The 12,718-nt window shown below is 64.9% G+C and carries 14 protein-coding genes; 7 read left to right on the forward strand and 7 right to left on the reverse strand.

Translation table 11 applies throughout. The features are described 5' to 3' along the window. Positions 1-186: 186 nt before the first annotated feature. Positions 187-1,605 carry an outer membrane protein gene (locus tag ABIA90_RS06725; protein ID WP_354122111.1) on the forward strand — a complete coding sequence of 473 codons (1,419 nt, stop codon included), beginning with the start codon at positions 187-189 and terminating at the stop codon, positions 1,603-1,605. A 15-nt stretch (positions 1,606-1,620) separates the two neighbouring features. On the opposite strand, the gene ABIA90_RS06730 is transcribed toward ABIA90_RS06725, so the two are convergent. From ABIA90_RS06730 to ABIA90_RS06745, 4 genes are all read right to left on the reverse strand, one after another. After that, positions 1,621-2,172, reverse strand: coding sequence for a dihydrofolate reductase family protein (locus tag ABIA90_RS06730; protein ID WP_354122110.1), 552 nt, complete (start codon positions 2,170-2,172; stop codon positions 1,621-1,623). 7 nt (positions 2,173-2,179) lie between these two features. Continuing rightward, positions 2,180-3,193, reverse strand: coding sequence for a polysaccharide deacetylase family protein (locus ABIA90_RS06735; RefSeq protein ID WP_354122109.1), 1,014 nt, complete (start codon positions 3,191-3,193; stop codon positions 2,180-2,182). Between the two features lie 166 nt (positions 3,194-3,359). Continuing rightward, on the reverse strand, positions 3,360-3,926 hold the full coding sequence (locus tag ABIA90_RS06740) for a glutathione peroxidase (protein WP_041957860.1): 567 nt from the start codon (positions 3,924-3,926) through the stop codon (positions 3,360-3,362). 110 nt (positions 3,927-4,036) lie between these two features. Next, complete coding sequence (locus ABIA90_RS06745) at positions 4,037-5,656, reverse strand: L,D-transpeptidase (protein WP_354122108.1); 1,620 nt, start codon at positions 5,654-5,656, stop codon at positions 4,037-4,039. Positions 5,657-5,864: 208 nt separating this feature from the next. Here ABIA90_RS06745 and ABIA90_RS06750 point away from each other — a divergent pair, with 208 nt between their 5' ends. Then, positions 5,865-6,413, forward strand: a complete 549-nt coding sequence (locus tag ABIA90_RS06750; RefSeq protein ID WP_354122107.1) for a CreA family protein — start codon at positions 5,865-5,867, stop codon at positions 6,411-6,413. Positions 6,414-6,434: 21 nt separating this feature from the next. Here ABIA90_RS06750 and ABIA90_RS06755 read toward each other — a convergent pair whose 3' ends face one another. After that, on the reverse strand, positions 6,435-6,638 hold the full coding sequence (locus ABIA90_RS06755) for a hypothetical protein (RefSeq protein WP_354122106.1): 204 nt from the start codon (positions 6,636-6,638) through the stop codon (positions 6,435-6,437). A gap of 414 nt (positions 6,639-7,052) precedes the next feature. On the opposite strand from ABIA90_RS06755, the gene ABIA90_RS06760 reads away from it, so the two are divergent. Next, positions 7,053-7,217: a hypothetical protein gene (locus tag ABIA90_RS06760; RefSeq protein ID WP_166096179.1), complete on the forward strand. Its 165-nt coding sequence runs from the start codon at positions 7,053-7,055 to the stop codon at positions 7,215-7,217. Between the two features lie 47 nt (positions 7,218-7,264). After that, positions 7,265-7,630 (forward strand): hypothetical protein, encoded by a 366-nt coding sequence (locus ABIA90_RS06765; RefSeq protein ID WP_063983641.1) that lies wholly within the window; start codon positions 7,265-7,267, stop codon positions 7,628-7,630. A gap of 3 nt (positions 7,631-7,633) precedes the next feature. On the opposite strand, the gene ABIA90_RS06770 is transcribed toward ABIA90_RS06765, so the two are convergent. After that, entirely contained in the window at positions 7,634-7,879 is a 246-nt protein-coding gene (locus ABIA90_RS06770; RefSeq protein WP_071914551.1) for a DUF6719 family protein, read from the reverse strand. 67 nt (positions 7,880-7,946) lie between these two features. Further along, a complete protein-coding gene (gene pdxR / locus ABIA90_RS06775; protein WP_354122105.1) occupies positions 7,947-9,416 on the reverse strand; it encodes a MocR-like pyridoxine biosynthesis transcription factor PdxR in 1,470 nt (489 codons plus the stop codon). 75 nt (positions 9,417-9,491) lie between these two features. On the opposite strand from pdxR, the gene ABIA90_RS06780 reads away from it, so the two are divergent. From ABIA90_RS06780 to ABIA90_RS06790, 3 genes are all read left to right on the forward strand, one after another. Then, positions 9,492-10,217, forward strand: coding sequence for a pyridoxamine 5'-phosphate oxidase family protein (locus ABIA90_RS06780; RefSeq protein ID WP_354122104.1), 726 nt, complete (start codon positions 9,492-9,494; stop codon positions 10,215-10,217). A gap of 52 nt (positions 10,218-10,269) precedes the next feature. Beyond that, positions 10,270-11,547, forward strand: a complete 1,278-nt coding sequence (locus ABIA90_RS06785) for an ArgE/DapE family deacylase (RefSeq protein ID WP_354122103.1) — start codon at positions 10,270-10,272, stop codon at positions 11,545-11,547. A 337-nt stretch (positions 11,548-11,884) separates the two neighbouring features. Beyond that, positions 11,885-12,694 carry a hormone-sensitive lipase gene (locus ABIA90_RS06790; protein WP_354122102.1) on the forward strand — a complete coding sequence of 270 codons (810 nt, stop codon included), beginning with the start codon at positions 11,885-11,887 and terminating at the stop codon, positions 12,692-12,694. The last annotated feature ends 24 nt before the right edge of the window (positions 12,695-12,718 follow it).

The following is a 12,718-nucleotide window of genomic DNA, read 5'->3' on the forward strand; positions in this document are numbered from 1 at the left end:
GTCCGTTTGCGACGAGTGCATGAACCATCATTCACAGATTATGGTTTTGAGATCACAGCGGTTCCACAAAATCGTGGCCGCTGCGGATCGACCGGTCTCTCCACTTGTCGGAATCCGTCCGAGCCCAATAGTACCGACGGTTCCGGTTGCACAGGCGCAATCGGCACTGGGTGATTGGGGGCGGACTTGGTTCAATCGAAGCGCAAGACGGCGGCACGCGCTGTTGTCGTTCTGGGGGCGGCGCATGTCGCGGCGGTTTCTGTAACCGCGGCCTGTGCGGCAGACTTGCCCGTGAAGGCGCGGCCGCTGACGGCGCCCGTGGCGAACTGGACCCAGTTTTATGTCGGCGGCGGACTGGGCTTCGACTTCGCGACCGGGCGGTCGAACCTGACGCCGGTCGGCGGCGGCGCGGATTTGTTCAGCCTCGACGGCTTGCAGGGCGCCGATCTCGGACTGTCGGTTTTCGCCGGATTTGATGTCCAAGTTGCGCCGCGTTTCGTGGTCGGCGGTTTCGTCGATTACGACTGGTCGCGCCAGCGCACGACGGCCAGTGCGTCGAGCCCGTTCTTCGGCCAGAGCCTGAACGCTGCGCTGCCGTCGCTGGATCAGGGCTGGACGATCGGCGGCCGTGCGGGATTTCTGGTGACGCCCGATATCCTGCTCTACGGCCTCGCCGGCTACAGCGAGATGCGCATCAACAATTGGAACTTGAACTACGTGATCCTCGGGGGAGGGCCTTCGTTCACGGTGCAGGAATCGGGGCTGACGTCGCACGGTTACACGGTCGGCGCCGGCGCGGAATATCGCCTCGCGAGCAACGTGTCACTGCGCGGCGAATACCGCTACGTCGCGCTCGGCCGCAACACGACGGTCGATCCGCTCGGCGCGGTCTGGACCACGGACCTGTCCGAGCATGTGGTCAGGATCGGCGCGGCCTATCGCTTCGGCCAGTTCGGCGGACCTGCGACCGCTTCAGTGGCGCCCGCGCTGAATCCGACATGGACGGGCGTTTACGTCGGCGCGGGTATCGGGGGCGACGTCATCACGCCCCATGTCGCGGGATCGTTCGCCGGTGTGCTGGATTTCAATGCGTCCGGTTTGGGCGGCGCCGACGTCGGCGGCACTTTCACGATCGGCTATGATCGCCAGGTCGCGCCGAGATGGGTCGTCAGCGCATTCGGGTTGATCGATGCCGGGACCAATGGCGGCGCCAAGGTCAACGCATCGGGCGGAGGTGTTGCAATCTCGTCGGATCTCGCGGCGGTGAAGTGGGGGTGGACCGTCGGCGGACGCGTCGGCTACCTCGTGGCGCCGGAGACGCTCGTCTACTTGCTCGGCGGCTACAGCGGAACGACGGCGCAGTCGATCTCGTACAATTTCCTCGGATTTCCCGGCAGCGCTCCTACGCGGGAATATCACGGCGCGACCTTCGGCGGCGGCTTCGAGCGCTTCTTCACCGACAGCATCTCCGCCCGCGCCGAATATCGCGTCACGCATCTCGGGGCGCGAGACGATCTGGCGTCTGATTTCATGACCAGCCTGAGCGCGGGCGGCACGGTGCACACGCTGCGTGGTGTGCTGGCCTATCACCTTCAGACGCCGTAGCGCAGATCGCCTGCGCTAGAATCGACGCCACGGCGTCACCGTGACGTGATGCGCCGCGTCGAGCAGGTACGGTGCCCCCGGTTTCATCCCGTGTGACGCCAGCACCTCATGCGGCGTCCGCTCCGGCACGCCGACGAAACAGCCTTCGCCGCCAGGCAGCCGCACATGCGGGGCTTCCGACAGCCAGAACGTGTCGTAGCGGTCCATGAACATGTCGAACACGACGGGGCCGCCGATGATTGCGACCGTGCCGCAGGCGACATCGGCGAAAGCGCAGGCCTCCTCGAAGCTCGCATGCTCGGGATTCCACAACGTCGCGTTCGGCATCTCCGGGTCGACGGTGAGCGCCTTGATCTTGCGCGTGAGGATCAGCCGCTTGCGCTTCGGCGAATTCGGCTGCTGCTCGTGCGAGTGTCCGCCGTGCACGACGACCGCGGCTCGATCGAGCGCTTGCTCGAAAAAGCGCTTGTCGCCTTCGAACACCAGCGTTGAGGGCATGATGTGCGACGGATCGGCAAGCATGCCGTCCGCCGATATGATGACGTAACCTTCAAACCGGAAAGACAATTGCGGTCTATTCCGAGACCGTCGTCACGACGCTGTTGACCGGGCGCGTGCTCACTGTCGGCAGCTTGACGTCCTTGAGCAGCTCCTGGTCGTATTCCGGCAACGTCGAGGCCGGGAATTTGGCACGCATCGCCACGACCTTGTAGCCGCCGGCCTTCAGGCGCTTGAGCAACTCGGGCAGGGCTTCCGCCGTGTGCTTCTGGAAATCGTGCATCAGGATGATGCCCTTGCCCTTGGTGTCGAGCTTCTTCATCACGGTCTCGATCACCTTCTCGGGCTTCGACGCCTTGAAGTCGAAGGAGTCGATGTCGCAGGAGAAGATCGCGACGTTGCGGTTGCCGAGATAGGTGACCATCTCCGGCGGATGCTGGAGCGCCGGGAAGCGGAAGAACGGCGAGGGCGAGATGCCGCCGAGCGCCCACTTCACTGCGGAGAATCCCTTCTCGATCTCTTCCTTGCGCTGCGCTTCCGTGAGCTTCTTGTTGTTGAGGTTGGCGTGCGACCAGGTGTGGGCGCCGACGGTGTGGCCGGCCGCATAGACCTGCTTCAAGATCTCCGGCTCATAGGTCGCGTGCTTGCCGATCGAGAAGAAGATGCCGGTGGTGCATTCGTCGGCGAGAGCCTTCAACACGGCGGGCGTGTTCTTCGGCCAGGGGCCGTCGTCGAAGGTCAGCACGACCTCCTTGTCGCGCAGGAAGTCGAGCTCCTTGAAATGCTCGAAGCCGAAGCCCGGACCACCCGTGGTGTCGATCTCGACGGTGCGGGCGACGCCGAGCGCGCCGGGCGTGTTGCAGGCCGCGCGGGCGGGCTGGGGCGCCTGTTTGGGCGGGGGCGGGAAGGCCGGTTGCGTCGGCGCAGCGGCTGCCGCCGCGGGAGCGGGCGCCGGTGCCGCGGCGGGGGCTGCAGCCGGTGCCGCTTGGGTGGCGGCTGCGGGCTTTGCGGCCGGGGTCTGCGACCACGCTGCGCCTGCCATCGCAACCGACATCGCGCTTGCCAAAATCAGTCCTGCCGCCACACGCATGGTGTTGTCCTCGAGATTGATCCCGTTGTTCCGCCGCAGCTTTTCGCCTCCGGCAAAACCATCCTGCCCCTTGATCGTCCTAGCCTAGATGGTGGGCCCTCGTCATTGCAACGGCTGTTTGGCACCCCGCCACAATTGTGCCCAACCGGATGCGGGCTTGCGGGTGTCAGCTGTCGGCCAGCGCCTTCGCAATCGCCGTCTTGACCCGTGTGTCCGTCGGATCGACCGCAGACGGATACACCTCGGCAATGTAGCCGTCGCGCCCGATCAGGTATTTGTGGAAGTTCCAGCGCGGAATGTCGCGGGGGCGCGCCTCGGCCGCCCATTTGTAGAACGGATGCGCCTTGGCGCCGACCACCACGGCCTTGGCCGCGATCGGGAAGGTAACGCCGTATTGGTGGTGCGCGGTTTCCGTGATCTCGCTGGTGCCGCCGGGCTCCTGGCCACCGAAATCGTTGGAGGGCACGCCGATCACGGTGAGCCCGCGCTCGCGAAACTCGCTCCAGAGCTCTTGGAGGCCCGCGTATTGCGGAGTGTAGCCGCAGAGCGAAGCGGTGTTGACCACCAGCAGCGGCTTGCCCGTGAACGCGGCAAGGCGGATGTCGTCGCCTGATAATGCAGGGAAGGAGAAGGCATAGGCCGAGATCCGGCTCATGCCGCCATCGGCACGGCTGCGTCCAGCAGACGCGGTCGTCGCGACAAGCGCGGCGAGCATGGTCCTGCGGTTCAGCATGGCAACGTCCCCCGACGTGATCCGGGACGCACCTTACTGCGTCGGCGCGACGCGCCTGGTCAACACCGCGTTATCGGACGCGGCAAGGCGCCACTTCGCTCGAAAGCGCTCTAGTACAGGCGGACGATGAAGTCGGTGCCTTCGCCGGTCTCGCCCTGGTTGATGCCCTGGTCGGAGACGATGATCGAGCCGCCCGATGTCAGCATCTCGTTGATCTTCGCCATGGTGTCCGCAGGGATCGAGATACGGTCGAGTGCCTCGGCCGGGCTGTCCGGCATGACCACGGGCTTGGCTGTAACGGGCTTGGCGGCGACGGGGATCACGGTGGCGCCACGCTGGCGGAGTGTCACGCGGCTGTCATCTTCGCGCGCGGCGGCGCGGGCTGAGACCGGCAGCGATACCACCGACCAATGCAGTGCGTTGGTGTCGGTCTTGTCGACCTCGGCGGTGAAGACGTGGGTGCCGAGCGGCCGGTCGCTCGCAGCGATCGTGACGGGAACCTCGAACAGCGGCGCAAAGTTCTGCCGCACGTAGAGCTTGGAATCCTTGCGGCTGATGAACACCGCGATCTGGCCGGCGCGTTTGGGCGTCTCCGGCTTCGCGGCAGGCGCAGGATCAGCGACGCGGGTCTCGTCCTTCTTGGCGTCGGGCGAGGCGGTGAGCGCAGGTGCGGCAGCGGGCGCATCGGGTTTCTTCGCGGGCTCGGCGGCTTCAGCCTTGGGCGCTTCTGCAGTCTTGGGCGCTTCTGCGGCCTCAACGGGCTTTGCGTCGGCGCTTGCGGGCTTGGCTGCTTCTTCCGACTGCGGCTTGACCGGGGCAGATGCCTCGGCGCTCTTTTCAGACTTGGCCTCAACCTTGTCGGCTGGTGCGGCTGCTTCCGCGCGCGCCGGTGCATTGCCGGTGGTCGCATCCGACATCACGGTATGGCCGAGCGACGAACGCAGCTCGAGCGCGCTCTCCGCGCTGGCGGTCTTCGTCTCGACGGGTTTTGCTTCGCTGACTTTGGTTGGTGCGGCGCCCTTGTCGGCCTTGTCGCCGACATTGGTCTGCGGCTCCAGGCTGGCGGCGGGCTGCGGCGGCACGCGCACCGAGGCGAGCAGGGGATGCGAGAAATTTTGCGGCGACATCTGGCCGGGCGAGACGATCACGCGCGCGCCCATCCTGGTCCAGTTCCACATCTTCACCGCGAACGCCATCGGCATGCGGATGCAACCGTGCGAGGCCGGATAGCCCGGCAGCACGCCGGCATGCATGGCGATGCCGGACCAGGTGATCCGCTGCATGTACGGCATCGGCGCGCCGCTATAGATGTTGGACTGATGGAATTTGTGCTTCTGGATCACGCTGAACACGCCCATCGGCGTCGAGTGGCCCTTCATGCCTGTCGACACCGGGGATTCCGCGAACACGCCGTTGGTGTCGAAGACCGTCACCTTCTGCCGATCGATCGACACGACGATCACGAGCGGACCTTGCGGCTTGGTGCCCGCTTCCTTCTCGGCGACGACCGCCTTCTTGCTAGCCGTACTGCGCTTCTGGGGCTTCTGCCGGGGAATGTCGGGATAGCGCTCCTGCCGGGCGGCGTAGGACCCGTCGGAGTAGTCGCTCCAGTAGTAGAACGCCGCGTCCGCCTGGCTGGTCAAGCCAATCGCACCCGCCGCCGTCAAAATGGCGACCTGCCACAGCCGGGCCGGCCTGGCAGAAAAACTGGCCCCGTTCACGCTATTCATTCCTCGAATCCACAATCCAACTCAGAAATTAGTCTCGCAGAGGGGATACGCGTTCACTAGCACGGCAGTTCTGCCGTCAGCGAATTTTGTCCATGACGTAGCAAAAAAGCCTCACGGAGCGGTAAACGGCGGCCGCGACGGCTGCCGGTCGTCTTCCTGACGGGCTGTCGTATGCCTACATTGCCGGGACTTGTTACCGGAGAACTTCATGTCATCTCGTTTCCCCGGTCTTTCCGGCATCCGCTTGAAAGACCTTGCTTTATTCCTCCTGTTGCTGGCTGTCCCAGCGAGCTCTGCAATCGCCGCCGACGAGCCGGATCTGATCTTCCGCCGCTCGACGGTGTTCAAATGGATGAGCCCGAATGACAAGCTCGCGACCTACGGCCTCGACGACCCCGAGGTCGAGGGCGTGGCGTGTCATTTCACCGTGCCGGAGAAGGGCGGCTTCAAGGGCTGGCTCGGCCTTGCCGAGGAGGTCTCGGATATCTCGCTGGCCTGCCGCCAGATCGGCCCAATCAAGTTCAAGAACAAGATGGAGCAGGGCGACGACATGTTCCGCCAGCGCCGCTCACTGTTCTTCAAGAAGATGCAGATCGTGCGCGGCTGTGACGCCAAACGCAATGTGCTGGTCTACATGGTCTATTCGGACCGGCTGATCGAGGGTTCGCCGAAGAACTCGACCTCGACGGTACCGGTCATGCCGTGGGGGCCGGCTGACGCCAACGTCCAGAAGTGCGGCGAGTTCTTCACTCAGTGACGCGCGTGCGTTCTCTTGCGTTCACTCAGTAACGAGAGTGCGGCTGGCGCGCGGCTTTGCGAGATGCGAGCCGGTCAGCCGCACGAATGCTTGTGGCGCGGCCTCGTGGCCGCGGCCCGACTGCAGCGACATTGCCCCGATTGCAGCGACGCGGCTGGGTTGCTGGTCGGCGCGGTCCGTCCGTAGGTCCGCGTCGCGCGGCGTTGCGCGATCTTGCGCCGTCATGATGGCATCCCTCAACTGAACGCGCCCGGTGGTTCCGGATTTCTCGGTTTCGATGGCTTGGGTCGCAGTCGAATCGCCGCCGGTTCGACGGAACCCAAGCCCTCGTTCGGGCTTCTCTTCAGCAGAAAAACGTAAAATGCATGTGAAGTGCGGAAGGCGCGCGTGTGACGGCGCGCAGTGTGGGCCTGCTTCCAAGCGCGAACAGAGCCTGCAAGACCACTTTCAGGCGCCGCGCGACCCCTCTGAAAAGACTGGGATTTTCCGCTGGATGTTTCGTCGCCTGGCGTGTGACGAAACAATTCTCACAAAGACGAAACCATTTTCCGCTTTTGGCGCATCACGCGCGAAACGACGCATGGTTATCAGCTTCACAACGACGACGCACCGCCGGCCAAGGAATTGGGACACGAGATCATGCGCACGCTCAGCTTCATCCTTGCCTTCGCTTTCGTGCTCGCCGGCTCTTCGTTCGCGGGGGCGCCGGACGGCAATCTCCCGGGTGTCGGCACCTTCCAGTACAGCGGCTCGCCGGTCACCACCACGGCGCCGCAGCCGATCGTGGTCGCTGCGCGTTTCTGATCGACAGCCAAGAAAATCAAAAGAAAAACCAGCCGATAAAGGCCATCATGATTGTCCGATTCTGCGCCGCAGCGTTCGTTTCGCTTCTGACGATCAGCGCTGCCCACGCGCAGGTTCGCGCTCCTTCGAGGCTACCGGATCCCCGCAGCGAGTTCATGCGTCAGTGTGCGCCGCGGATGCTCGGGCGCTGGGAGCATCCCGAGGAGGTCTGCGGCTGCCTGCATGATCACGCCGTTGCTGCCGTCGAGGACCGCGATCTGCGCGAGGCGCTGTTGCGCGGCATCAGCGAGACCGGCGTGCCAACGATCGAGACTGATTGGGTGCCAGCGTCCAAGCAGGGCGAGATCGGCTCGACCTTCACCAAGATCGCCAAACCGACCTTGCAGTGCATGTTCGACCCGGCGAAGTCGTAACCATCACTTCGATTTCGGACCGAAGCGCGGAACGCAGGCGATGGTCCGCGCCACGCCCTTGTCGGTCATTCTCGCACCGCGCACTTCCTTGACCTGCCCGGCGGGGCAGGTTCCGTCATCCACTTGCACGCGCTGGCCGAGCTTGAGATCGGTGATGTCCTGTTCACGTCCGACAGTGACGGCATGCGCCGCCGTCGCGAGGGCGACCGAGATCAGCAGCGAGAGGCAGGTCGCGCGGCGCAGCAGCATGATGTGAGGTCCCGGCATCGATGCCGCAATGTAGGGAGCGGCAGGCGATTCTCATAGTGAACGTTCGTCACGCCCGCCGGGCCGATTTGCTCCTCGCGCGCAAGGCGCCACGCGACTCCAGCGCGAGCCGTTCGGCGGAGGCCACGAGTTGCGGAACCGCGTGGCCGGAAAATCCCAGCACGAACCCGGGCAGGGGACGCGCGCGCGAATAGGTGTCGGCCAGTAGCCAGCCTTCCGCGCCTGCCGCCTGCTTCGCTTCTGCCGCCGCCGACAGCTCGACCGATGGATCGAACCGGGCGACGAGGTGCAGCCCTTGCGACGGCACAGGCACCGACAACGTGCCGTCGGATGCTGTTTCCAGGGTCTCAGCCAGCGCGTCGCGCGCCTCGCGATAGAGCTTTCGTACCCGCTTCAGGTTGGCGGCGAACGCGCCGGAATTGAGCATGTCGGCCACCGCGCCCTCCATCAGCGTGCCGGGAAAGCGGTCGAGCGCGGCGCGCGCGGCCGTGACGTCCGCGATCAGCCGCTCGGGCAGCGCGCAATAGCCGATGCGCAGGCCCGGAAACAGCGTCTTGGCGAACGTGCCCATATAGATCACGCGCTGGAGATGATCGATGCCGGCAAGCGACATCAACGGCGCGCCGTCATAGCGGAACTCGCTGTCGTAATCGTCCTCCAGCACGAAGGCGCCGGCCTGCTTCGCCCAATCCAGCAGCTCCAGCCGTCGCGGCATCGACATCTGCACGCCCAGCGGAAACTGGTGCGACGGCGTCACATAGGCCGCGCGTGCGGACGATGCGGCGGTGCGGCCCTTGGCGACACGTATCCCGTGCTCGTCGACGGGGACGGGCACGGCGCGATAACCGCAATGCGAAATGGTGTTTCGCGCGGCGGGGTAACCCGGGTCCTCGCACCAGACCTGGTCGTTGGGCTTCAGGATCGCGCTCAGCACGATGCGCAACGCGTGCAGCGTGCCCGAGGTCAGCATGATCTGATCGGGGTCACAGCGCAGTCCACGTGCCGACAGCAGATGATCGGCGATCGCCGCGCGCAGCTCGCGGCTGCCGCGCGGATCGCCATAGTGCAGATGCTCGGACCCGAACGCGCGCATGCGCCGCCCGAGGAAGGCACGGAAGCGCTGCAGCGCGTGCTCGTCGATATGGGTACAGCCGAGCGAGAATGCGCCCTGTCGCGGCGCTTCGACCACGGCCTTCGGCTTCTTCGGTTCGGCCGCAGGCGCCGGAATCCGCGCGGCGACGAAGGTGCCGGAGCCAACGGTCGCGTCGGCAAAGCCGTCGGCGATCAGCCGTTCATAGGCAGTGACGACGGCGTTGCGGCGGAAGCCGGTTTGCTTCGCCAGCGTCCGAGACGGCGGCAGCGGCTCGCCGGGTTTGACCAGGCCAGAGACGATCATGTCGCACAACGCCTGGTACAGCCGGTGCGCCGATGACGCGCCCGCGGTGATGTGCGGGCCGGTGAGGTCGAGGGGCAACTCCGCCTTGGCGGGCGCGGGTGAATTGGTCGGAATTTTTCGCATGGAATTGGCACTATCGCAGACCAAATCCGCGGCTACAACTCTCCTGGAATTGTTCCAAGCCCGACAGGAGCGGCCGTGAGCCAGACTGAAAGCCAGAATTCCTATCCGACGTCAGCGCGCAATCAGGTCAAGCGCCGTCACGACCGCGGCTTCTACGACCACGACACGGTTCACCGCATCCTGGATTCCTCGATGCTCTGCCACGTCTCCTATGTCATCGACGGCCAGCCCTATTGTACGCCGACCTTCTTCTGGCGCGAAGGGACAAAACTCTATTGGCACGGCTCGAGCGCGAGCCGCATGCTGCGCAACCAGACCAGGGGCGAGCGCGTCTGCCTCACCGTTGCCCATCTCGACAGCCTCGTGCTGGCGCGTTGCGGCTTCAACCATTCCGCCGACTACCGCGCCGTGATGGCGTTCGGCACTGCCTATCTGGTCACCGATCCCGAGGAAAAGGAGCGGGCAGTGATCGCGATGGTCGATCGCTTCTTCCCGGACCGCACCGCGACCCTGCGTCAGAGCAACACGCAGGAGATCAAGGCGACCTCCTTCATCGCGATGGAGATCGAGGAAGCCTCGGCCAAAGTCCGCGCCAAGGGTGTGGCTGACGACGACGAGGACTACGAATTGCCGATCTATGCCGAGCGCATCCCCGTGCGCACCGTCTTGGGCGCGCCGGAGCCGTGCTCGCGCCTGCTGGATGGTGTAACCCGGCCTGCGACGCTGAATGGCTATTCGGAAGGCCGGCTGCTCGAAGATGCATTGCGGGATGCTTATTTTGTAGAATACCCGAACGGCTGAAATCGGCTAGCTTGCGCGCACCATTGACCAATTGGATGCCTGGAGTTGCCTGATGAATGCCGAAACGCAGCAGAGGATTCTTGACGCCGTCGATGTCGGCTTCGAAGCCCAGCTTGCGACCACAAGCGATTTCGTTGCGATCCCTTCGACCCGCGGGGCCGAGGGGCCGTGCCAGGACATGATCGGCGACCTCCTGCGCGAACGCGGCTACGAGGTCGACGACTGGCACATCGATGTCGATGACCTCAAGGATCTGCGTGGTTTCGGTCCGATCGAGCACGATTTCTCCAAGGCGCGCACGGTGGTTGGCACCTACCGTCCGCAAACGAATGGCGGCAAATCGCTGATCCTCCAGGGGCACTGCGACGTTGTGCCCGCGGGGCCGCTGGAACTGTGGGACACGCCGCCATTCTCGCCCGTCATCAAGGACGGCAAGATGTTCGGCCGCGGCGCCTGCGACATGAAGTCGGGCACGATCGGCGCGCTCTACGCGCTGGACGCGATCAAGGCGGCGGGTTTCAAGCCGACGGCGCGGATCCACTTCCAGTCCGTGATCGAGGAGGAGAGCACCGGCGTCGGCGCGCTCTCGACATTGCAGCGCGGCTATCGTGCCGACGCCTGCTTCATCCCGGAGCCGACCGGCGGCAAGATGGTGCGCTCGCAGGTCGGCGTGATCTGGTTTCGCCTGCGCGTGAAGGGCCATCCGACCCACGTTGCCTTCGCCGGCTCCGGCGCCAACGCAATCATGGCGGCCTATCATTTGATCCAGGCGCTGCAAAAACTCGAGATCGAGTGGAACGAGCGCGCCAAAGCTGATCGGCACTTCAAGACGCTGAACCATCCCATCAACTTCAACCCCGGCATCATCAAGGGCGGCGACTGGGCCTCCAGCGTGCCGGCCTGGTGCGACGTCGATTGCCGCATCGCGGTCCTGCCGGGCTGGTCGATCGCCGATCACCAGAAGGAGATCATGGCCTGCGTTGCGGCTGCCGCGCGCAACCACCGCTTCCTCGCCAACAATCCGCCGGAGGTCGAATGGTCGGGCTTTTTGTCGGAGGGATATGAACTGACCGACGCCGCGGCGCCCGAGGCCGCGCTCGGCAAGGCCTTCAGCACCGTCTATGGCGGCGAAATCGAAGACCTCGTCTTCACCGCGCTCACCGACACCCGCTTCTATGGTCTTAATCACGGCATCCCGAGCCTCTGCTTCGGCGCGAGCGGCGGCGAGATGCACGGCTTCAACGAATTCGTCGACCTGGAGTCGCTGAAGACGTCGACCAAGGCGATGGCCCTGTTCATCGCGGATTGGTGCGGGGTGGAGAAGGCGTAGGTCTCTCCGCCGTCATTGCGAGGAGCCCTTGCGACGAAGCAATCCAGAGCGTCGCTGCGGAAGCAGACTGGATTGCTTCGCTCCGCTCGCAATGATGGGCGGACGGTCCTGTAGGGTGGGCAAAGGCGCCCTTGCGCCGTGCCCACCATCTCTCTTCTACCCCGAACGAAGTGGTGGGCACGCTTCGCTTTGCCCACCCTACGGCCTCGGTTGGAGCGCCCACTGCCCGAAACACGGGCGCGTCCAAATGCTTTAAGCTTAAAAGAAAGACTAGGACGCCGTCCTGACTGGTGGCAGACTGGCGCCCAGTTCGACGGCCGAATCCTTGGGTGTCACGATGCGAGATTGGGATGATGCTTATGCCAATTCGGCCCATATCCCGGGCTCGGACAAGATGCCGGCCCAATGGGCGGAGCGGGCGGCGGCTTACCGCGCCCGCCTGAAAGACTTCCGCGCGGACGTCGCCTACGGCCCGGGCGAACGCCAGCGTCTCGACCTGATCCTGCCTGACGGCGACAGCAAGGGCCTCGTCGTCTTCGTCCACGGCGGCTACTGGATGCGCTTCGACAAGTCGACCTGGACCGATCTTGCCGAAGGCGCGCGGCATCACGGCTGGACTGTCGCGCTGCCGAGCTACACGCTGACGCCGGCCGCACGCATCTCCGACATCACCGCAGAGATCACCGCCGCGATCACCAAGGCGGCCTCGCTCGTCTCCGGCCCGATCCGGCTCGCTGGCCATTCCGCCGGCGGCCATCTCGTCACGCGCATGCTGTGCAACGACAGCCGGCTCGAGCCCGCCGTCTACAACCGCATCGCCGGCACGCTCTCGATCAGCGGGCTGCATGATCTGCGACCGCTACTCAAGACGAAGATGAACGAGACGCTGCGCATGACCATGGAGGAGGCGACGCTTGAAAGCGCGGCGCTGCACCTGCCGCGGGGACATTCGCCGGTCACGGCGTGGGTCGGCGGCGGCGAACGGCCCGAATTCATGCGTCAGTCCGATCTGATCGCCAATGTCTGGACCGGCTTCGACGTGCCGACGCGCCTCGTCGTCGATCCCGGGCTCAACCATTTTACGGTGATCGACGGACTGAAGGATCCGTCGTCCCCGATCACCGCGCGCCTGATCGGCCTCGACTGACGCGGCGAGGATCGATCGATCGAA

The organism is Bradyrhizobium sp. LA6.8, assembly GCF_040547935.1.
Taxonomy (GTDB): domain Bacteria; phylum Pseudomonadota; class Alphaproteobacteria; order Rhizobiales; family Xanthobacteraceae; genus Bradyrhizobium; species Bradyrhizobium barranii.